Below are 21,327 nucleotides of genomic sequence, written 5' to 3' on the forward strand. Positions count from 1 at the left end.
GGATGGCGGCACTCGAAGCGGGCGCTCGGCCGACCGCGTGGTGCGGCGGGGCAACGATGCGGGGTGTTCGGGCGAGGCGCGGTTCCCACCGGTGCGGTGAGCGGAGATCCACGTCGATAGTGCAAGCGTCAGCGCTGGCCACTGTCCATCGTGGAGGAACTCCATGGTCCCGAATCCCGGCGGCACGACGGATGCGCACGACGGCGAGGCGTCCACCGGGCGGACGTTCCCGCTCGAACCCGTCGCGCTCGTGGGCATCGGGTGCCGGTTCCCCGGCGGTGTGGAGGACCCGCGGGGTTTCTGGGACCTGATCGCCTCCGGCACCGACGCCGTCGGGGACATCCCGCCGGACCGGTGGCGCGCCGACGCCTTCCACGACGCCGATCCCTCCACCCCCGGCCGGATGACCGTCCGCCAAGGCGGTTTCCTGCGCCACCCCGTCGACCGCTTCGACGCGGGTTTCTTCGGCCTGCCGCCGCGGGAGGCCGCCGCGCTCGACCCGCAGCAGCGGCTGCTGCTGGAGGTCGCCTGGGAGGCGTTCGAGGACGCCGGGATCCCGCTCGCCACGACCGCGGGGCGCGCGGTGGGCGCCTACATCGGCGGGTTCACCTTCGACGCGGCGACCCACCAGCTCTCCGACGCCAACCGGCACCTCGTCGGCACGGCCACGCCGACCGGCGTGAGCATGACCATGCTGGCCGCCCGGTTGTCCTACACGTTCGACTGGCACGGGCCGAGCCTGACCCTCGACACGGCGTGCTCGTCATCCCTGGTGGCGTTCCACCACGCCTGCGCGGCCCTGTCCCGGGGCGAGTGCGACGTCGCGGTGGCGGGCGGGGTGAACGTGATGGTCAACCCGGTCACCACGATCCTGATGTCGAAGGGCCAGTTCCTGTCGCCCGACGGGCGCTGCAAGTCGTTCGACCACCGCGCCAACGGGTACGCGCGGGCCGAGGGCGCGGCGGTCGTCGTGCTCAAGTCGCTCGCCGCCGCCGAGCGCGACGGAGACCGGGTGTACGCGGTGGTGCGCGGTACCGCGGTGAACCAGGACGGCCGCACCCCCGGCATCACCGTGCCCAGCGCACGGGCGCAGCGCGAGGTCATCCGGCAGGCGTGCCGGTCCGGCGGCGTCGAACCCGCCTCCGTCGGCTACTACGAGGCGCACGGCACGGGCACCGCGGTCGGTGACCCCATCGAGGCCACCGCCATCGGCGAGGTGCTGGGCGGGTCGGACCGGACGCACTGGATCGGCTCGGTGAAGTCGAACATCGGCCACAGCGAGGCCGCGGCGGGCGTCGCCGGTGTGATCAAGGCGGCCCTGTGCCTGGAGCGCGGTCTCATCCCGCCGAACCTCCACTTCGAGCGGCCCAACCCGCGCATCCCGTTCGACCGGCTGCCGCTGCGGGTGCCCACCGAGGTCGTCCCGTTCCCCGTGTTCCCGGGGCCGCGCCGGGCGGGCGTGAACTCGTTCGGCTTCGGCGGCACCAACGCGCACGCCATCCTGGAGCAGGCGCCACCGGCCCCGGCCGCCACCGACGAGGAGGGTGACGACGGCCGACCGCACGTGCTGCCGCTGTCCGCCCGCAGCCCGGAGGCCCTGCGCGCGCTCGCCGCGCGGTACGCGGAACTGCTGGCGCGACCGGACGCACCGGCGCTGCGGAGGATCAGCCGGGCCGCGTCACGGCAGCGGGACCACCACCCCGTGCGGGCCTCCGTCGTGGCGGTCGACGCGGCGGGCGCGGTGGAGCGACTGCGGGAGCTGGAACCCGCCCCGCGCCGGGCGCCGCGCGGTGGCGTGGCCTTCGTCTACACCGGCATGGGCCCGCAGTGGTGGGGCATGGGGCGTGAGCTGCTGACCACCGAGCCGCGGTTCGCCGAGGTGGTCGCCGAGTGCGACGCGGTGCTGGCCCGCTTCGGCCTGTCGATCGGCGAGGAGCTGTTGCGCGACGAAGAAGACTCCCGGTTGGCCGAGACCCTGTACGCGCAGGTGGCCAACTTCGTGGTGCAGGCGGGTCTCACCGCGCTCTGGCGCGCCTGGGGCATCGAGCCGTCGGTGGTCGTTGGCCACAGCGTCGGGGAAGTGGCGGCGGCGTACGCGGCGGGCGTGTACTCGCTCCAGGACGCGTTGACGGTCGCCTTCCACCGGGCGCACCTGCAGTCCGGCCTGGCGGGTCGCGGCGCGATGGTGGCGGTCGACCTCACCGCGGACGACGTGCGGCCGCACCTGGTCGACGGGGTGGAGGTGGCCGCCGTCAACAGCGCGACCGCGACGACCCTGGCCGGTGACCAGGACGCGGTCGAGGAGGTCACGCGGCGGCTGCGCGCGGCCGGGGCGTCGGTCAAGCCGCTGCGGGTCGAGGTGGCCTACCACAGCCGGCACATGGACGTGGTCCGCGAGCCGTTGCTCGCGGCGCTGCACGGCATCGAGCCGCGCGAGGCACGCGTGCCGCTCGTGTCGACCGTGACGGGCGACCGGGTGACCGGTGCTGAGCTGGACGCCGTGTACTGGTGGGAGAACGTGCGCAGGCCGGTCGAGTTCGCCGCGGCCCTGCGTCGGGTGCTGTCGTCCGCGCCGGGCGCCGTCGTCGAGATCGGACCGCACCCGGTGCTGGCCGCGGCGATCGACGAAGGGCTGTCCGGGCACGGTGACGACGTGGTGCGGTTGGCGTCGCTGCGCCGGGACCGCCCCCAGCGGCAGCAGGTGCTGGAGGCGCTGGGAGCCCTCTACGCGGCGGGGGTCGACCCGGACTGGGAGGGCGTGCACTCCGGACCGCGCGAGCACTTGGACCTGCCGCGGTACCCGTGGCAGCGGGAACGGCACTGGGTCGAGTCGTCGGCGGCGCGGGAGGCCAGGCTCGGTGGCGACGGCCCGCGGCTGGCCGGGCGCGCCGTGTCCGCCGCCACGCCCACCCGGGACGTGGAGCTGTCCGAGAGCGAGTTCCCCTACCTCGCCGACCACCGGATCGGCGACACCGTCATCTTCCCCGGCTCCGGCTACCTGGAGGCGGCGCTGGCGCTGTTCCCCGACGACGAGTTCTGCTTCTTCGAGGACGTCGTCTTCCAACGCCCCCTCGCGCTCGGAGCGCGTTCCGTCACCACGCTGCGCGTCTCCCACGACCCCGTGCACCACCTGGTGACGCTGCACAGCCGCGCGCAGGGCGACGACGCCGGGTGGACACCGCACGCGCGGATGCGCCGACCGGACGTCGTCCGCCCGAGGGCTCCGCGGCGCTGGTCCGAGACGCTGGAGCAGTCGACGCGATCACTGCCGGAGGTCGGCCGGGACGAGGTGTACGCGCTGCTGGACCGCAGCGACCTCACCTACGGCCCGGCGTTCCGCGGTGTCGAGCGGCTGTGGTGGCGGGAGGCGACCGGCGAGGTGTTCGCCGAGATCCGGGTCGACGCGGTCGACGCGACGGGTCACCGCCTGCACCCGGCGCTGCTCGACGCGGCCCTGCAAGCGGTGATCGCCGGGTCGTTGCGGCTGTCCGGCGAGGAGGGCACCACCTACGTGCCCGCGCGCATCGCCGAGTTCCGCTTCCACCGCTCGCCCGGCCGGACGCTGTGGCTGCACGGCCGCGACCGCGGTGCCACCGCACCCGGCCGGCTGGAGTGCGACCTGACCCTGATCACCGACGACGGCGAGGTGGTCGCCGAGGTGATCGGGCTGCGCGCCCAGCGGCTCGTCCAGGACGGTGGGCCGACCCGCCCCGAGGGCCTGCACTACGAGCACACGTGGCGAGCGGAACCGCTGGAGCGCACCGGCGGGGCGGAGGGCCGCTGGGTCGTCATCGGCTCCTCACCGGTGTGCGCCGAGCTGGCGGCCGAGCTGACCGCGCGGGGAGGCGACGTCGTGCGCACCTCGCCGGAGGACGAGACCTGGCTCGACGTGGTCCGGGACGCCACCGGCGGGCCGTGCCGGGGCGTGGTCCACGTCAACGGCCCCGACCGCGACGACCCGGCCGCGTGCGCTTCGGTCGCCGCACCGCTGCGCCTGGTGCAGACCTTGGCGGACGCCGTGCCGCTGTTCCTGGTGACCTCCGGCGCGCAGAGCGCCACCGCGGACGACCACACCGTCGACCCCTTCGCGGCGGCCCTGTGGGGTTTCGGCCGGGTGGTCGGCGCGGAGCGGCCGGACCTGCGCTGCCGGCTGGTCGACGTCACCCCGGAGACGGGCGCCGGTGCGCTGGTGGACGAGCTGACCCACGCCGGGCTGGACGAGGTGGTGCTGCGCGGTGCCGCCCGCTACGTCCGCCGGCTCGAACGGGCGGGTGACCGGTCGCCGCTGCACCACGTGACCACCCGCGCCGGCGCGACCCCGGTGCGGCTGCGCGCGAACGGCTCGGGCGTGGACGGCCTGGGGTTCGCCGCCACCGGACGCCGTGCACCCGGACCCACCGAGGTCGAGGTCGAGGTGTCGTTCGTGGGCCTCAACTTCAAGGACGTGCTGAAGGTGACGGGCCTGCTGACCCCGGAGGCGGTGGAGGGCAGCCTGTCCCGCGACGCGCTCGGGCTGGAGTGCTCGGGCACCGTCGTGCGGGTCGGCGAGGCCGTGGCGGACCTGCGTCCCGGCGACGAGGTCTTCGTCCACGGCGCCGACCTGTTCGCCTCGCACGTGACGGTCGACGCGGTGCGCGCGGTGCGCAAGCCCTCGACCCTGTCCCTGGCCCGAGCCGCTTCGCTGCTGCCCGTCGTCACCGCCCACCAGGCGCTGGTGCGCCTGGCCCGGGTGCGGCCGGGTGAGCGGGTGCTGGTCCACTCCGCCGCCGGTGGCGTCGGCCTGGCCGCGGTCCGCATCGCGTCCCGGCTCGGCGCCGAGGTGTACGCGACGGCGAGCAGCGACGAGCGGCGGGAGTTCCTGCGTGGCGAGGGCGTGGCGGGCGTGTCCGACTCGCGGTCCACGGCCTTCGCGGACGACGTGCTGCGCTGGACCGGCGGTGAGGGCGTCGACGTCGTGGTCAACTCGCTGTCCGGGGAACTGCTGCGCAAGAGCCTCGGCCTGTTGCGGCCCTTCGGCCGGTTCGTGGAGCTGGGCAAGGTCGACATCGCGGCCGACCACGCCCTCGGCCTGGCGCCGTTCCACCGCGCGCTGTCGTTCCACGCGTTCGACTACGACCGGATGATGCTGCTGGACCCGGAACTGGTCCGCGCGTCGATGCTCGACGTGGTGGCGCTGCACGAGGACGGCGCGATCGACCCGCTGCCCGTCACCGAGGTGCCCGCCGGGCGGGTCGACGCGGCGTTCCGCGCGATGACGCGCGCGGACCACGTCGGCAAGGTCGTGGTGCGCGTCGCGGGTGAGCCGGTGGCCGTGCCGGCGGCCTCCGTGCCCGGTTCGCCGATCCGGTCCGACGGCACCTACCTGGTGACCGGCGGCCTGGGCGGGCTCGGGCTCGCGGTGGCCGGGTGGCTGGCCGACCAGGGCGCCCGCCACCTGGTGCTGGTCGGCAGGCGCGGCATCGTCACGGCCGACGCCGAACGGTCGGTGGCCGAGCTGACCGGCCGGGGCGTCGAGGTCCGCGTCGAACGGGTCGACGTGGCCGACCGGGCGGCGGTCGAGCGGACCTTCGCGCTGCTGCGCGAACAACTGCCGCCGGTCCGCGGTGTCGTCCACGCCGCGGCCGACTTCGACGACGTGGTGCTGGCCGACACCGACGCGGACCGCCTGATCACCGCCACCCGGCCGAAGGCGGACGGCGCCTGGCACCTGCACCTGGCGACGCAGGCGGACGAGCTGGACTTCTTCGTGCTCTTCTCGTCGGTCGCCGCCCAGCTCGGCGCCGCCGCGGCGGGCGCGTACGCCACCGCCAACGAGTTCCTCAACGCCCTGGCCCGGCACCGGCGGCTCAAGGGCCTGCCCGCCACCGCCGTGGGCTGGGGCATGGTCGACTCGGTCGGCGTCGCGGTCCGCCGTGACGGCGCGGTCGGTGACGCGCTGCGCCGCAACGGCCACGTCGGCATGTCGCCCGCCCGGCTGGTGGCCGAGCTGGAAGCGCTGCTGCGCACCCGGCCCGTCGAGCTGTCGGTGGCCGACGTCGACTGGACGCGCTGGGCGCGGGCCAACCCCCAACTGGCCCGGTTGCCGCGCTACGAGTCGCTGGTCCCCGCTGAGGCGGCGGACGGCACCGGACACGCGTCGGTGACGCAGCGCCTGCGCGACGCGTCCCCCGCGGAACGCCTCACCCTGCTGTCCGAGCTCGTCACCCCGCTCCTCCAACGCACCACCGGCCTCACCGAGGAACAGTTGGCGGACGGGCAGGCGGTCGACATCGACTCCCTGGTGGCGGTCGAGCTGCGGGTCGGGCTGCAGAACGCGCTCGGCGTGTCGGTGCCCGCGGTGAAGCTCCAGCGGAACCTGACCGTGAGCGGCCTGGCCGGTCTGCTGGCCGAGGAGCTGGACCGGGCGCCGGGCACACCGTCCCGGCCCGCCGAGGCGATCACCGCCCACGAGTTCACCTCCGCGGACGGCCTGGTCGTCCACGGCCACCTCAGCGTGCCGGACGGTCCCGGCCCGCATCCGGCGGTGGTCGTGTGCACGGCGGGCGAGGGCGGTGCTCTGGACGACCAGGGCCGTTACGCCCGGATCAGCGAACACGCACCGCTGCTCGCGGCGGGGTTCGCGGTGTTCACCGTCGACCAGCGCGGCGCGCCCGGCCACGGCGCGGAGTACCGCGCGTCGGCCGACATGGGCGGCCGGGACATCGACGACGTGGTGGCCGCCGCCCGCCACCTGGCCGGGCTGCCCGGGATCGACCCGGCGCGGGTGAGCGTCCTCGGGACGAGCCGAGGGGCGTACTCCGCACTGCTGGCGCTGGCCGACGAGCCGTCGCTGTGGCACCGGGCCGTGCTGCTCATGGGCCTCTACGACCCGACCGCGCTGGTCGACGCGGAACGCTCCCGGCCCGGCACCCTGTTGCCGCGGCGCGTCGGCGCGGACGAGGTGGCGGCGTACTTCGCCGACCCCGCGAGGCAGCCGCCGGCCAGGCTCGGCGACGTCGGGACACCGCTCCTGCTGGTGCACGGCGACGCCGACGACGTGGTGCCCGTGACGCAGGCCGTCGACCTGGTGGAACGGGCGCGGCGACTGGACCTGCCCGCGCGCCTGGTCACCGTGCCCGGCCTGGGCCACGACCACGACCACGCCGACGAGGCGTGGACCACCCTCTGGCCGCGGGTCGCGGACTTCCTCGGCGAGGCGTCCCGATGACCGCCACCGAGGTGCTCGTCGTGGGTGCCGGCCTGTCCGGGCTGCGCCAGGCCGCCGACCTGGCCGCGGCCGGGATCGACTTCCTCGTCCTGGAGAAGGCGGCCGACCTCGGCGGCACGTGGCGGGACAACACCTATCCCGATGCCGCGTGCGACGTGGAATCCGACCTCTACTCCTACGCCCGCGACCGCAACCCGGGGTGGAGCTCCGCCTACGCCACCCAGCCCGAGATCCTCGCCTACCTGCGGGACGTGGCCCGGCGACGCGGCCTGCTGCCCTCGATCCGCTTCGGCACCGAGGTCACCGGGGCGCGGTGGCAGGTCGAGACCGGGACGTGGGTGGTCTCGACATCGACGGGTGTCACCTACACCAGCCGGTTCCTCGTCCTCGGCGTCGGTGGCCTGCACACGCCGCGAGTGCCGGACCTGCCGGGCTCCTTCTCCGGGCATTCCTGGCACTCCGCGCGCTGGAACCACGACGTGGAGCTCACCGGCAAGCGGGTCGCCCTCGTCGGCGTGGGCGCCTCCGGCGTCCAGCTCGTGCCGCACCTGGCCGAACGCGCCGCGAAGCTGACCGTCTTCCAGCGCACACCGGCGTGGGTCCTGCCGAAGGCCGACGCGCCGGTGCCCGCGTGGCGCAAGCGGCTGTACCGCCTGCTGCCGTGGACGCAGTCGTTGCACCGGCTGAGGATCTACCTGCGCCGCGAGAAGCGGGGCCTCGGCTTCCACCACCGCCCGGACGCGCTCGCCGCCGCGGAACCGGTGGTGCTCGGCCGGATCGCCGCGCAGGTCGACTCACCGCGACTGCGGGACGAGCTCACGCCCGACTACCGGCTCGGCTGCAAGCGGGTGCTGTTCTCCAACGACTACTACCCGGCGCTCAACCGGGCCAACGTCCACGTCGTCACCGGCGAACCGACGGCACTGCGCCCGCGTGCCGTCGTCGACGAGGAGGGGCAGGAGCACGAGGCCGACGTGGTCGTGTACGCGACCGGGTTCGACGTCACCGGGTCGTTCCACCACATCGCGATCGAGGGCGCGGACGGGCGTCGGCTGGCGGATGTCTGGCGCACGGGTGCGTCCACGTACAACGGTGTGGCGGTGTCCGGCTTCCCCAACATGTTCCTGCTGCTCGGTCCCCACAGCGCGGTGCCGTACACGGGGGCGGTGGTCACCATCGAGGCCCAGTCCCGGTACGTCGTCCGCGCGATCCGGGCGGTGCGCGCGGCCGGTGCCACGGCGTTGGTCGTCCGGCCGGAGGCGGAGCGGCGCTTCCAGGAACGGCTGCGGCGCAGGTTCACCCGCACGATCTGGCACGTGGGCGGCTGCCGGACCTGGTACCACGACGACTCCACGGCCGGGACGGTGCTCTACCCGGGTTCCACCTTGGAGTACCGCATGCTGCTGCGCTCGGTGCGTCTGCGCGACTACGCGCTGATCCGGTGAGGCCGGCCGGTCACTTGCCGCGCGGATAGGTCTTCTGCACCTCGCCCTTCAGGTTCGCCTGCAGGTAGGCACCGCCGTAGTCGTCGGCCAGGTACACCCGCACCGACGGCACGTCGCTGATGATGTCGGGGCTCACGATCACGTACCGCATGGTCGGCTGCGGCAGGCCCAGCTCCTGGTTCGCCCGCTCGAACAGCGCGGGCAGCGCGTCCCAGTTGACCTCGTTCAGGTCGAGCACGGCGCGGTCGGCGTCCACCCCGTCCGCGCCCTGCCTGGTCGCCTTGCCGCCCCGGTACTCGAAGTCGTCGAAGCCGTGCGCCACCGTCGCGGTCGGGGCGACCGCCGACGCGCGCTCCGACCACAGCACCAGTTCGGACACCTTGGTGCCGCCCATCGCCTCGCTGAGCACGCCGACCGCCTTGCGCGCCCCGGCGGGCGTGAGCAGGTCCTCCTGCTCTGGGGCGGCGACCGTGTTCGTCGGACCGGCGGTCAGGCCGACGTCCGGCTGGGTGATCGTCGGGGTGGCCGTCGAGCCGCCGCTGCCGGAGTTCGCCGAGACGTTCGCGTCGGTCAGGTGCACGACCAGCAGGGTGACCGCGACGACGAGCGCCACCCCGACCAGCGAGAGCACCACGGCACCTGTCCGGTTGCGCGTCCTCGGCAGCGGGGTCGGGTAGGACGGCGGATAACCGCGGGCGGGCGGCCCGCCGACCGGTGCGGGCGTCGGACCGGACGGCCACTGGGGGTACCGCGGCTGCGGACCGCTCGGCGGCCCCACCACCGGGAACCCCGCCGGGGTGGGAGGTCCCAGCGGCGGCGCCTGGTCACCGCGCTCGGCCGCGGCGAACATCCGGTCCAGCACCTCGCCGGTCGGTCTTTCGGCCGGGTCGTTGCGCAGCGCGGCGTTCAGCGCCGGTGCCAGGGCGCCCGCGCGCCGCGGCGGCGGCACCGGCTCGGTCATCACCGCGGCGAGCGTCGCCATCGTCGTCGCGCGGCGCATCGGGTGGTGGCCCTCGACGGCCACGTACAGCAGCATCGCCAGCGACCAGAAGTCCGACGCGGCGTGCGTCTCGTCGCCGCGCAGCCGTTCCGGGGCGATGTACTCGGGGGAGCCGATGACGTCGCCGGTCGCGGTGAGCTGGGTCGAGCCCTGCAGGGCGGCGATGCCGAAGTCGGTGAGCACGGCGCTGCCGTCCGTTCGGAGCAGCACGTTGCCCGGCTTGACGTCGCGGTGCATCACGCCCGCGGAGTGCGCCGAGCGCAGTGCCGCGAGCACGTCACGCCCCACTCGCGCCGCCTCGGCCGGGGCGAGCACGCCGTCGTTCAGCCGCGCGTCCAGCGACGTGCCGCGGACCAGTTCCATGACGATCCACGGGTACGGCGAGTCCGGCGAGTCGATGATCTGGTAGATCGACACGACGTTCGGGTGCTGCAACCGGGCGAGCGCGCGGGACTCGCGCAACACGCGTTCCCGGAGCTGGGCGGCCATCGCCGGGTTGCCCTCGAGCTGGTCGGCGTCGGCGGGTCGGACCTCCTTGATGGCCACCTCGCGGTGCAGCCCCAGGTCCAGGGCACGCCAGACCGTGCCCATCCCACCGCTGCCCAACCTCTCCAGCAGCTCGAACCGGCCGTCGATGATCCGGCCGCTGTGCTCTCGCTCAGACACCGCGTCACGCTAGCAACCGCCCTGGGACCGGAGAACCGGCGGCACTTCCGCACGGTCGAAGGGCGCTGCCCTGGGAGTAGGCAGCGCCCTTCGGGTCGGTGGGCCGGGCGTCAGCAGTTCGGCGCGCTCCAGGTGCGGGTGGAGTCGTTCGCGACGTGCGTGTGGTCGTTGTGCCCCGGGTAGCCCGGGCCGAGAATCTCCTCGAAACCGGACGTCTTGGCCGCGTGGTACATCTGGCACAGCGTCGGGCCGCTGCGGGTGCTGAAGTCGGTGGCCTGGCCGTACATGTGCCTGCTGTTCGACGCGCCGCCGACCGAGGCGTTGCACGACACGCTGCGGAACGAGATGCTGACGACCATCGGGCGGTCGCCCAGCTTGCGCCGCATCGCCTCCAGCTGCCACATCATCCGCAGCGTGTTCCGCTTCGCGGTGGTGGCGTCGACCTTGCCGCCGCTGAAGTTGTTCGCGCCGCAGTTGTCGTCCATCTCGGCGTACGAGAAGTGGATCGGCGTGCAGTCGGCGTCCTGGAGGGCGTAGATCTTGCTGTACACCCCGTTGCCCGCGATGCCGTCGGCGGCCAGGCCGTACGCGGACTGGAACCGCTTGAGCGCGCGGGCCGTGGCGGGGCCGAAGGAGCCGTCGATGGCCAGGTTCTCACCCGAGGCGACCCAGCCCGCGAGCCGGACCTGCAGTTCGGCGACGTCGCTGCCGCTCGTGCCCTCCCGGAGGGTGCGGTTCCACGTGTAGCAGGCGTCCGCGGCGGCCGGGCTCGGCGCAACCATGTCCGCCGTGACCGCGCCCGTGACGGCGATCCCCAGGGCGGCTAACAGGTGCAACAGTCTTTTGCGCATACGCGTGCCCTCCACGTTTACCGGTCGTTGACCGAACGGAGACCTGGTGGAAAGGTGAACCGAGGTCGTGATCCGTATAGTTCGCGCTCGCGACGAAGATCGCCATGCGCGCAACCGTCGGTTCACCGTCAACTCGTCCGCAGGTGACTGGATGCATGACGACGACCAGGTGCCGCCACCGCCGGCGGGACCCGGGGAGCTGTCGAGCCTGCTCCGCTCGTTCCGCACCCGCGCCCTGCTCACGCAGGAGGAACTGGCCGAACGCGCCGGGCTGGGCGTGACCAGCATCCGCGGTGCGGAGTCCGGCCGGGTCCGCCGCCCGCGCGCCGCCTCCGTCCGGCAGCTCGCGGACGCGCTGAACCTGCCCGCGTCGGACCGTGACCGCCTGATCCAGGCCGCCCTCGGTGCACCGCCACCCGGGCCGACCGGATCCGCACCGCCCGGACCCGCGTCGCCCGGAGCCGTGCCACCCGAATCTGCGTCGCCCGAACCCGTGTCGCCCGAACCCGCACCGACCGGACCCGCGACGGCGGAACGCCCGGACAGGGCCGACAACTACCCCGCCGTCCCGGCGCAGTTGCCGCCGACCGCACCGGGGTTCGCGGGCCGCGCCACCGCGCTCGGTGCCCTGGACGCGTTGCTGGCCGCCTGCGACGAACCGGGCGGCACGATCGCGGCGATCTCCGGCATGGCCGGTGTGGGCAAGACCGCCTTGGCCCTGTACTGGGCACATCGGGTCGCCGACCGCTTCCCGGACGGGCAGCTCTACGTCAACCTGCGCGCGTTCGACCCGACCGGGGAGCCGGTCCCGCCCGCCGAGGCCCTCCGCGACCTGCTCGACGCGCTCCAAGTGCCGCCGCACCGCGTCCCGTCCACCCTGAGCGCCCAGACCGGCCTCTACCGCAGCCTGCTCGGCGACCGCCGCATGCTCGTCCTGCTCGACAACGCTCGCGACACCGAGCAGGTCCGCCCGCTGCTGCCCGGAGCCGACGGCTGCCTGGTGATCGTGACCAGCCGGGACCGCCTGACGAGCCTGGTCGCCATCGAGGGCGCTCAACCGCTGCCGCTGGACGTGCTCGGCGTCGGCGAAGCCCGTGACCTGCTGGCGCTGCGCATCGGGACCGCCCGTGCCGAGGCGGAACCGGAGGCGGTCGACGAGATCATCGACCGCTGCGGTCGGCTGCCGCTGGCCCTCGCCGTCGTCGCCGCCCGTGCCGGCACCCAGCCGAAGGTGCCGCTCACCGTTCTCGCCCAAGGCATGCGGCGGGCCGGCGACGTCCTCGACTCGCTGGACGAGCCCGGTGACCCGGCGGACCTGCGGACGTTGTTCTCCTGGTCCTACCGGGACCTGGACGCCGACGCCGCGCGGTTGTTCCGGCTGCTGGGCCTGCACCCCGGCCCCGAGGTGTCGACCGCCGCCGCCGGGCTGCCGCTGCACACCTGGCGGCTCGCCTGGGGACTGCGGGACTTCCTGCACCGGCAGGGCCACTGGCACCACATGGTGGCGATCCACCGGTCGGCCCTGAACGCCGCCCGCGAGCTGGGTGACCGAGCGCTGGCGGCGTACGCGCTGCGCAACCTCGGCACGGCGTCGACCCGGTTGGGTCGGTTCGAGGAAGCCGCGGAGCATCACGCGGAGGCGCTCGACCTGTCGACCGCGCTCGGGGACCACGTCGGGATGGCCAACGCCGAGCTGTGCCTGATCGAACTGGCCGAGGCGCGGCGCCAGTACGACATCGCGCTCGTGCACGCCCGCCGCGCCTTGGACCACTACCGGGCCGCGGGGGACCGGCCGGGGGAGGCCCACGCGCTCAACGGGCTCGCCTGGGCCTGCCTGCACCTCGGTGAGCACGACGCCGCGATCCGCTACGGCCGCCAGGCGTTGACGTTCTGGGAGACGACCGAGAACCCGCTCGGCGCCGCCCACGTCATCGCCAACCTCGGTCACGCGCACCGCGGGCTCGGCAAGCTCCCGGAAGCCACCGCCCTCCTCCAACGGGCCCTCCCGCTCTCGGTGGAGGTCGGTGATCGCTACCTGGAAGCCGAGGTCCTCACCGCGATCGGGGACGTCCACCACGCCGCGGGCGCTGCCGACCTGGCCAGGCAGGCGTGGGGCCGGGCCCAGGCAATCCTCCGCAACCTCGGCCACGCCAAGGCGAACGAGCTCCGAACCAGGTTGAACGACGACCGCTAACCGTTGCGGGACACGACGTTTCGCGGAACGGGCGATGCCGGTGGAACCGAAGTGCCTCGACGGGCGGCTGTCGCCGCGCTCTGCCTGCCCGCCGCACTCGGCGTCGTGAAGGGAATCCCGGCGGGGCGGGTGGGGGAACGGGCGACCGGCGGACCGACCTTGCGAGCGGAACTCGCCCAGCTCACGCGTCCCCGGTTGGTGCTGGTCATGGCGGTCGGCGCGCTGGTGAACTCGGCGACGTTCGCGAGCTTCACCTTCCTCGCCCCGGTCGTGACCGGCACCGCCGGGCTGGGGGAGCTGTGGGTCCCGGTCGCCCTGGTGCTCTTCGGTGCCGGTTCGTTCGTCGGCGTCACCGTCGCCGGACGGCTGTCGGACCGGCGTCCCACCCTGGTCCTGGCGGTCGGTGGTCCGCTGCTGCTCCTCGGCTGGCCGGTCCTGGCCGTGCCCGCCAGGCTTGCACCTTGATCGGGAACAACCGCCCCCGGGAGCATCGATGCCCAACCCGACGCTGGTGTTCGTCCACGGCTTCTGGCACGGCTCGTGGTGCTGGAGCGAAGTCATCCCGCACGTGGTGGCCGCCGGTCGCCCGGCTGTCGCGGTGGACCTGGCGGGGCACGGGCTGTACGCCCGCCGCCCCCGGTGGTCCACCGCGCAGCCGTACGAGCCCGTGGCGGTCGACACGGAGGTCTCGCCCCTGGCGGACCTGGTCCTGGACGACGCGGCCGGGTCGCTCACCTCGCAGCTCAAGCGGATCGGGCGGGGGGAGCCGGTCGTCACGACCCTCGGCTGACCCGGTGCCGGTCGGCCCGCACGCCACCTCGTCCAGTGGCGCGCGGGCAGTGCGCCCGCGTCAGCGCCAGCCGAGCGCGGGTGCGACGTGGGTGAGGATGCTGTCGAGCACGTGGGCGTTGTAGTCGACGCCGAGCTGGTTGGGCACGGTCAGCAGCAGCGTGTCCGCCTCGGCGATGGCCTCGTCCCCGGCCAGCTGCTCGACCAGCACGTCGGGTTCGGCGGCGTAGGTGCGGCCGAAGATGGCCTTGGTGTCGGCGTCGATGTAGCCGATCTTGTCCGTGCTCTCGCCGTCGGCACCGAAGTAGGCGCGGTCGAGGTCGGAGGTGAGCGCGAAGATGCTGCGCGAGACCGAGACGCGCGGCTCGCGCTGCCACCCGGCTTCCGACCACGCCTTGCGGAACGCCGGATCTGCTCGGCCTGCTGGACGTGGAACGGCGCACCGCCCTCGTCGTTCTTCAGCGTCGAGCTCATCAGGTTCATGCCGTGCTCGGCCGCCCAGACGGCGGTGGCGTTGGAGCCCGCACCCCACCAGATCCGCTCCCGCAGCCCCGGCGAGTGTGGTTCGACGCGCAGCAGCCCCGGCGGGTTGGGGAACATCGGACGCGGGTTGGGCTGGGCGAAGCCCTTGCCCTCCAACACCGTCAGCAGCACCTCGGCGTGCGTGCGGGCCATCTCGGCGTCCGTCTCGCCCTCGCCGGGCTGGTAGCCGAAGTACCGCCAGCCGTCGATCACCTGCTCCGGCGATCCCCGGGAGATGCCGAGCTGCAGCCTGCCGCCCGCGATGAGGTCGGCGGCACCGGCGTCCTCGGCCATGTACATCGGGTTCTCGTACCGCATGTCGATCACGCCGGTGCCGATCTCGATGCGCTCGGTCTTGGCGCCGATCGCGGCCAGCAGCGGGAACGGCGCGGTCAGCTGCCGGGCGAAGTGGTGCACCCGGAAGTAGGCACCGTCCGCACCCAGCTCCTCCGCGGCCACGGCCAGGTCGACGGCCTGCAACACCGCGTCCGAGGCGGTCCTCGTCTCGGAGTGCGGGCTGTCGGACCAGTGCCCGAAGGACAGGAATCCGATTTTCTTCACGCCGGTGGAACGCATCGCCTCATCGATTGATTCCTCAACTACCCTGCCCGCGCCACCGCCTGTCACCTCGCTCACCGACCCGGCCGTACGAATCCTCGCGGCGCCGCACGACGCATATCCGGGCGGTGCCGGGGCCGTGCGGCGGTCAGGCGCCGAAGTGGTTGTGCTGGACGTTGTGGTTGCCGACCTGCACGCCCTTGTTGTCCCGCAACTCCATCCGGAACTTGGTCAGCGCCGGGTCCTCCGGGTTGACCAGGTCCAGCAGCCTGCGGGCGGCGGCGAGCAGTTCCGCCCGTTCGTCGGGGTCGGCCTCGGTCAAGGCGGCTTCGAGTTCGTCGCGATGGGTCCGCGGGTCGGCGAGCCGCTCCTCGACCACGGCCTCCACCTCGGTCCCCTCCGCCGTCACCTTGCGGCGCAGCACCCGGCCGGTCGCGGTCTTGAGGCCCCGGTAGGCGTCCTGGACCGCGCTCGAAGCGGTCTCACCCGCACCCACCGCCGCGCCCGCGGCCAACGCCAACAACACCGGCTCCACGAATTCCATCACCACTGCGCCACCCCTTCGTCCTCACCGCACCTCCCCGTCAGTATCTCCAGTCCGCGCCCAGGATCAGGTGTTCTCGACGCGGGTCGTGTCGTCGAGCAGCGCGGACGGCAGGTAGTCGGAGACCACGGTGATCGTGATGCCCGCGTCCTGCGCGATCCGGGACAGCGCCAGCGGGCCCAGGGCGAGGTAGCCGAGGGGCGATGCGCGGCGTTCCTCGGTGCGCGACCAGTACGTCCCGTGTGCTTGCAATGCCTCGGCCAGCGCGTTGTCGAACTCGGCCCCGGCATCCGGCTTGAGCACGTAGTGGAACAGGGTGAGCTGGGGGAAGCGGAGCAGGTCCGCGGTCTCGCGTTCTTCGCCGCCCGTCAGCGCTTCCGGCTTGCTGTTGGTCAGGGCCGCGCCCAGCGACTGGCCCACGCCGTCCTCGCGGCGGAAGAACCGTTGGAACACCTCGACCATGTCGAACAGGTACTCCGGCTGTGGACCGGACGCGCGCAGCACGTCGAGCGGGAACGCGGTCAGCCGGTCCAGCACGTCCTGCTCCCTCGCCACGATCGCGAGCCAGAGCGTGGTCAGCCAGTTCTCCGCCGTGGAGTAGTAGACCGGCCCGGTCCCGGAGGTGTTGACCACCTCGTCACCCAGGCGGACAGGGACCAGCGCGCCCTTCTCCGCCGCCGCGACGGTGAACACGGCCGCGCCGGTGTCCAGGGCGGCACGCAGCGCCAGCCACGTTTCCCGCTCCGCGCCGGCCGGGTCGAGCACCGTCCGGTGGCCCAGCAGCGACAGGGCAGCGAGGAGTTGCAGGTTGAGCGCGTCGGGATAGCGCTGGATCTTCTCCACGCCCTCCGCGACATCCTCGGCGAGCTGCCGGACGGCCCGCTTCGAGGCGTTCGGATAGGTCTTGTGCCGCTCGACTTCGACCATGATGCGGTGCTGCGCCTTTCCGGATCAGGAGGCGGGGGTGATGTCGCGCTGCCAGCCCATCAGGAATTGCTGGGCGACATATCCGTCGTACACTTCCCGACCGTTCTCCATTTTCACCTTCGCGGTCACCAGGGTGTACTCGACCATACCATGCGTGCGGGTGCGCTCCAGTTGCTCGGCAAGGTCGCGGTCGGCTTTGTTGTCGCTCTTCGCGAGTTCGTCGATGTGATTCTTGAAGAACTCGTTGTAGCCTTCCGTGCGCTTGAAATTCTGGAATTCCTCGGGCGACATGCCCGCCACGTCGTCACCGTGCCGGTTGCGCAGGAAGTCGTCGATGTCGTGCTCCGACACCCCGGCCCGCCCGCGCAGGTGGTCGGCGAGCACCTGCGGGTCACGGGCGCGTTCGAGGATCTTGGCCAGTTCGCGGTCGCTGTCCAGTTTTACGAGGTGGTCGTCCACGGCCCGGTCGATGTCGTCGGGTGACATGCCCTGGTCCGCGAGCCGTTGGCGCATCTTCTCCTCGGCCTCGCCGGACAGCGTGGCCGTCTTCATGTCGTGGATCTTCTTGTCCCAGTACTTGTCGTGGCCCTGTTCGACGTACGTGCCGTCGAGCGCCTTGGCTTCGCTGACGGACGCGGACGGACCCTTGGCCTCGACGACCGCGTGCCGCTCGTCCGGCAACTCCGCCACGATGTCGAACCGGCCGTTGCCGGCCAGTTGGGCGTCCACCCGGTCGACGTCGCCGTACACGTCGTCCAGGTAGTGCCGACCGGAGGTCTCGCCCAGCTCCTCGCCGAGCTTGGTCGCCTGGTGCTGGGCGGGCGCGTACTCGGGGGTGCCTTCAGTGGCCTTGGCCTCGTCGATCGCGCGACGGCGGTCGTCGATCAGGTCCTGGTGGCTGTCGATCGTGTCCTGGTCGAGCGTGCCGCGGACGTCCCGGACGGTGTCGTGGTACGTGGCGGCCTCGGCCGGTGGGCGGTCGTCCTTGAACTTGATCTCGACCTCGTCGAGGTCCAACTGGGAGAGGTCGCGGTCCTTGGGCGGGGTCCAGCCTTCCGGCACTTCGATGTCGAGCGCTTTGACGTTGGTGGGCGGGTCCCACTTGTCGGTGCCGGGGGAGCGGGTGACCAGCTCCCAGTCACCGTCCCGCTTCCGCAGGTAGTAGTGCTCTTTGAGGTAGTCGTTGCTGGCGATCTTGTCGAGCGGCGTCTTCTTGCTCTCCTTGCCCGGCTCGGTCTTCCAGCTGTCGTCCTTGCCCCGGTCCCGCGCGCCGTCGGCGTCGGTGTGGTCGGTGCGGTGGCTGTCGGGGGTGTTGGGTGCGTAGCCGTCGTCGCCGGTGCGGGTGGTGGTGCCGTCGGGGCGGTGGGTGTGCCATTCGCCGTTGGGTGGGATTTTGGGTTGGCGGTTGCCGTCGGGGCCGATTTCGGCGTCGCTGGTGTAGACGCGGCCGTTGGTGTCGGTCCAGGCGGGTTTGGTGGGGGCGAGGACGTCGGCTCCGGTGTGGCGGGAGAGTCGGTTGGCGAAGTCGTTGCTGCCGGCGTCGCAGCCGATCAGCCGGACCGGGGTCTTGCCGTCCCAGCCGTTGCGGCGCAACAGGTCGCCGTATTCCTCGGGGCTGTAGGTGTGGTTGCCGATGCGGGCACGCCCGTCGGGGGTGACGTGCACGTCGGCGGTGAAGTAGCGGGGGTCGGGCGGCACCCGGTGCGGCAGGTCACCCATGTCCGGGTCGCCCCGGTGGTGCGAGATGCCGGCGGGGGTGGTCTCGCCGTGCCGGGCGTGGGCCTCGTCGATGTCCGGCCGGTCACCGTCGGGGTTGGTGGGGTTGTCCTGGTCGGACCGGTCGGTGTCGTGGCGGTCGGGGTGCGGGGCGTCCGAGTCGGGCGCGTCGTTGGCCGGCCGGTCCGGGTCGGGCCGGTGGGTGTCGGGGTCCGGGTCGCGGTGGGGTGGGGTCCAGGCGTCGGGGTCGCGGCGTTGCGCGGGGACGCTGTCGGGGTCGCGGCGCGGGGGGAGTTGTGTGTCGGGATCGCGGCGGGGTGTGGGGGTGTGGGTGTCGGGGTGTCGTTGGGGTGGTGGGCCGTCGAAGGGCCGGTTGGGGGTGTGCGGGGTGGGGCCGGCGCCGCCGCGGGGGCGGGTGAAGTCGGGGCTGCCGTCGCGCTGGTGCGGTGCGCCCGCGGGGCCCCGGTTCGGAGGGCTGTTGTGCGGGGTGTGCTGGGACGGGCTCGTGTGTGACGGCCCGTTCGGCGAGTGCGGCGCGTTCGGGGAGTGCGGCGCGTGCGGGGAGTGCGGGCTGTTCGGGGAGTGTGGCGTGTAGGGGTGTGCCGGCCCGTTCTGCGGCGGACCTTGAGGGGACGGCGACGGGCCGCCTTGGGGACGGATGTGGGCCGGGCCGGAATTGCCGGGACCGCCGTGGGACGGGTTCGGGCCCGCGTGCGGTGGGCCGCTGTGCGGGGTGGCCGGCCCGTGATGGGGCATGCCGGGACCGTTGTGAGGCGTGCCGGGGCCCGGGTGGGATGGGCCGGCGTGGGGCGGCGCCGCGTGGGACGGACCGGTGTGCGTCGGAGCGGTGTGGGGCGGGGCGGTGTGGGGCGGGGTGGTGTGCGTCGGACCGGCGTGGGGTGGACCGGCGTGCGCCGGACCGGTGTGGGGCGGACCGGCGTGGGCGGGGCTGGTGCTCGATGGCCGGTGTGAGGAGGGGCCGAAGTTTTCGGGGCCGCGGGTGGCCGGGATGCCGGAGCCGAGGTCACCCCGGCTACCGGGGGTTCCGGTCCAACCTCCGCCGGCGCCGGGGCGTGCGCCGCCACCGGGGGCGCCACCGCCTCCCGGCGTGCCGCCTCCCGGCGTGCCGCCTCCCGGTGCGCCCGCCGGCGGGGTACCGGGGCCGGGCTGGTTGGTGTGCGGGCCGGTGGTGGGATTGCCCGTGGTGGGGCCGCCGGTGTGGGGCTGGTCCGGGCGTGCGGGGGCCTCGGGAGTGGCGGCGGTCGAGACGGAAGTCTGGTCGAACCGGTGCGGCGGGGCAGTCGGGTTCGGTGCGCCGCCGGTATTGGGTGAACCGCCGCCCGGTGAACCGCCGCCGCCGGGACCGCCACTGCTGCCGCCCGCGCTCGGGCTGCCGCCGCTGTAACCACCGCCACCGGAGCTGCCCGCGCCGGGACCCCCGCTGCTGGTGCTGTAACCACTGCCGCCGGGGCTGCCGCTGCCGGGGCCACCGCTGCCGCCGCCGTATGAACCGCCGCCGCCGGGGTTGCCGCTGCCGGGGCCGCCGCCACTGCCGCCACTGCCGCCACTGCCGGGTGCGGGTTGTCCGCTGGGGCCGCCGCGGTGTTCGCCGATGGGGGAGTTGCCGGTGGGGCGGTGTTGGCCGGGTGTGGGGTTGGTGCCGGGGGTGGGGTTGCCCGGGGTGGGGGTGTTGCCGAGTGTCGGGGTGTTGTCGGGGTCGCCGCGGCCGGGGCGGTTGGTGGGTGGGGGGATGTCGGTGGGGTCGCCGCCGCGCGGTCGTGAGGTCGGGTCGGCGGTGGTGGTGCTCGAGGTGGAGGTGGTGTCGGCCGGGCGGTTGGACGGTGTGCCGGTGCCGGTGCCGGTGCTGGTGCTGGTGCTGGTGTCGGGTGAGCCGTCCGGGCTGCTGCTGGGGGTGTTGCCGGTGCCGGAGGGGGTGTCGAGGTCGGCGCGGCCGGTCTGCAGGAAGCCGCCCGGCTTGATGTTGCTCGGGCTGAGCACGTCCAGGCCGGTGACCTTGCCGGCGAGTTTGCCGACCACCTTCATGATCTTCTCGAAGACCTCGACCAGACGCTTGAGCATCGGCGAGACCTTTTTGATCGTGTTCAGCAGGTCCTGGATGATCTTGGCGATCTTCGCGGCCCACTTCGAGATCGCGGTCACCGCCTGCGCCACGATCACCGGCGTGCCGAACCCCAGCGAGAACACCGCTTCCAGCACCCAGGCGATGAGCTTGCCGACCAGGTCGGCGATCAGGTCGCGCACCATCTCGCGCACGAACCCCACCACCATGCCCATCAGGCCCACGACCGTGCCCACCGTGCCCGCCGCCGACGCCGCACCGGTCAGCGCGTCACCGTGGACCTTGGAGTTGGCGTGATAGGCCTCCGCCGCCGACCCGGTCCACCCCTCCGTGCCGCGCTGCACCCCCGAGGAGTACTCCTCGGCGATCCTGCCCAGCTCCTCGGCGACGTTGTTCCACGTCGTGGAGTAGGACTCGATCACCGGCGGGTCGCCGGCCAGCCAGTCCAGCATGTCCTTGAGCGGCTGCACGTGTTCCATCAGGAACGACGCCGCCGAGGACAACAACGTCCCGAACGGGTCGATCGCCATCGCCGCCGCGTCCGCCGCCAACCCGACCATGCCCAGGCCGGCCTCGACCCAGTTGCCGTCCTTGATCCCGTTGAACGTGTCCATCGCCGACTCCGCGATGGAAATCCCCGTCGCCCAACCGTTGTCACCGGTACCGGCGTTGAAGAACGAACCCGACTCCGCCGGCGGCGCAGCCACCAGCGGGTTCTCGCCTGCCATCGAACATCCCCCATCACCGAACCGGCCGAGCGGTGGCCGAGGTTACCTCGGTTGCGCGCCCCGCCCTCTTCGGATGATGACGCGGGCGAGCGGCGCGAGG

At 73.3% G+C, this 21,327-nt stretch carries 9 protein-coding genes and 2 pseudogenes; 5 read left to right on the forward strand and 6 right to left on the reverse strand.

Features of this window, described 5'->3' with window-relative positions:
• Positions 1–163: 163 nt before the first annotated feature.
• Positions 164–7,207: a type I polyketide synthase gene (locus A6A25_RS09130; protein WP_073887654.1), complete on the forward strand. Its 7,044-nt coding sequence runs from the start codon at positions 164–166 to the stop codon at positions 7,205–7,207.
• Entirely contained in the window at positions 7,204–8,652 is a 1,449-nt protein-coding gene (locus A6A25_RS09135) for a flavin-containing monooxygenase (protein WP_073887655.1), read from the forward strand. Before A6A25_RS09130 ends, A6A25_RS09135 begins: the two co-directional genes overlap by 4 nt.
• Positions 8,653–8,662: 10 nt before the next feature.
• Here the strand turns inward: A6A25_RS09135 and A6A25_RS09140 are convergent, their stop codons facing one another.
• Both A6A25_RS09140 and A6A25_RS09145 read right to left on the reverse strand, forming a co-directional pair.
• Entirely contained in the window at positions 8,663–10,318 is a 1,656-nt protein-coding gene (locus A6A25_RS09140; protein WP_073887656.1) for a serine/threonine-protein kinase, read from the reverse strand.
• Positions 10,319–10,428: 110 nt separating this feature from the next.
• On the reverse strand, positions 10,429–11,169 hold the full coding sequence (locus A6A25_RS09145; RefSeq protein ID WP_073887657.1) for a M15 family metallopeptidase: 741 nt from the start codon (positions 11,167–11,169) through the stop codon (positions 10,429–10,431).
• A 151-nt stretch (positions 11,170–11,320) separates the two neighbouring features.
• Between A6A25_RS09145 and A6A25_RS09150 the strand changes: the two genes are divergently transcribed.
• The 3 genes and pseudogenes from A6A25_RS09150 (at position 11,321) to A6A25_RS09160 (ending at position 14,153) form a co-directional block, all read left to right on the forward strand.
• The gene (locus tag A6A25_RS09150) at positions 11,321–13,363 is read left to right on the forward strand and encodes an XRE family transcriptional regulator (protein ID WP_073887658.1); all 2,043 of its coding nucleotides are present in this window, start codon (positions 11,321–11,323) and stop codon (positions 13,361–13,363) included.
• A gap of 66 nt (positions 13,364–13,429) precedes the next feature.
• Positions 13,430–13,813 (forward strand): annotated as a pseudogene (locus tag A6A25_RS09155) (Cmx/CmrA family chloramphenicol efflux MFS transporter); the annotation flags it as partial.
• Between the two features lie 43 nt (positions 13,814–13,856).
• Complete coding sequence (locus A6A25_RS09160) at positions 13,857–14,153, forward strand: alpha/beta fold hydrolase (protein ID WP_073887659.1); 297 nt, start codon at positions 13,857–13,859, stop codon at positions 14,151–14,153.
• 60 nt (positions 14,154–14,213) lie between these two features.
• On the opposite strand, the pseudogene A6A25_RS09165 reads toward A6A25_RS09160, so the two are convergent.
• The 4 genes and pseudogenes from A6A25_RS09165 to A6A25_RS43905 form a co-directional block, all read right to left on the reverse strand.
• Positions 14,214–15,235 (reverse strand): annotated as a pseudogene (locus tag A6A25_RS09165) (LLM class flavin-dependent oxidoreductase).
• Between the two features lie 145 nt (positions 15,236–15,380).
• Positions 15,381–15,776: a hypothetical protein gene (locus A6A25_RS09170; protein WP_241828562.1), complete on the reverse strand. Its 396-nt coding sequence runs from the start codon at positions 15,774–15,776 to the stop codon at positions 15,381–15,383.
• A gap of 66 nt (positions 15,777–15,842) precedes the next feature.
• The gene (locus tag A6A25_RS09175; RefSeq protein ID WP_073887660.1) at positions 15,843–16,703 is read right to left on the reverse strand and encodes an immunity 49 family protein; all 861 of its coding nucleotides are present in this window, start codon (positions 16,701–16,703) and stop codon (positions 15,843–15,845) included.
• A 24-nt stretch (positions 16,704–16,727) separates the two neighbouring features.
• Positions 16,728–21,227, reverse strand: a complete 4,500-nt coding sequence (locus A6A25_RS43905) for a hypothetical protein (protein ID WP_073887661.1) — start codon at positions 21,225–21,227, stop codon at positions 16,728–16,730.
• Positions 21,228–21,327: the final 100 nt, after the last annotated feature.

The organism is Saccharothrix sp. CB00851 (genome assembly GCF_001905065.1).
Lineage (GTDB): Bacteria > Actinomycetota > Actinomycetes > Mycobacteriales > Pseudonocardiaceae > Actinosynnema.

Excerpts from the sequence above, each read along its gene's own strand:
- A6A25_RS09175 (WP_073887660.1), bottom strand. The coding sequence starts at position 16,703 with ATGGTCGAAGTCGAGCGGCACAAGACCTATCCGAACGCCTCGAAGCGG.
- A6A25_RS09135 (WP_073887655.1), top strand. The coding sequence starts at position 7,204 with ATGACCGCCACCGAGGTGCTCGTCGTGGGTGCCGGCCTGTCCGGGCTG.
- A6A25_RS09170 (WP_241828562.1), bottom strand. The coding sequence starts at position 15,776 with ATGGAATTCGTGGAGCCGGTGTTGTTGGCGTTGGCCGCGGGCGCGGCG.
- A6A25_RS09160 (WP_073887659.1), top strand. The coding sequence starts at position 13,857 with ATGCCCAACCCGACGCTGGTGTTCGTCCACGGCTTCTGGCACGGCTCG.
- A6A25_RS09145 (WP_073887657.1), bottom strand. The coding sequence starts at position 11,169 with ATGCGCAAAAGACTGTTGCACCTGTTAGCCGCCCTGGGGATCGCCGTC.
- A6A25_RS09150 (WP_073887658.1), top strand. The coding sequence starts at position 11,321 with ATGCATGACGACGACCAGGTGCCGCCACCGCCGGCGGGACCCGGGGAG.
- A6A25_RS43905 (WP_073887661.1), bottom strand. The coding sequence starts at position 21,227 with ATGGCAGGCGAGAACCCGCTGGTGGCTGCGCCGCCGGCGGAGTCGGGT.
- A6A25_RS09130 (WP_073887654.1), top strand. The coding sequence starts at position 164 with ATGGTCCCGAATCCCGGCGGCACGACGGATGCGCACGACGGCGAGGCG.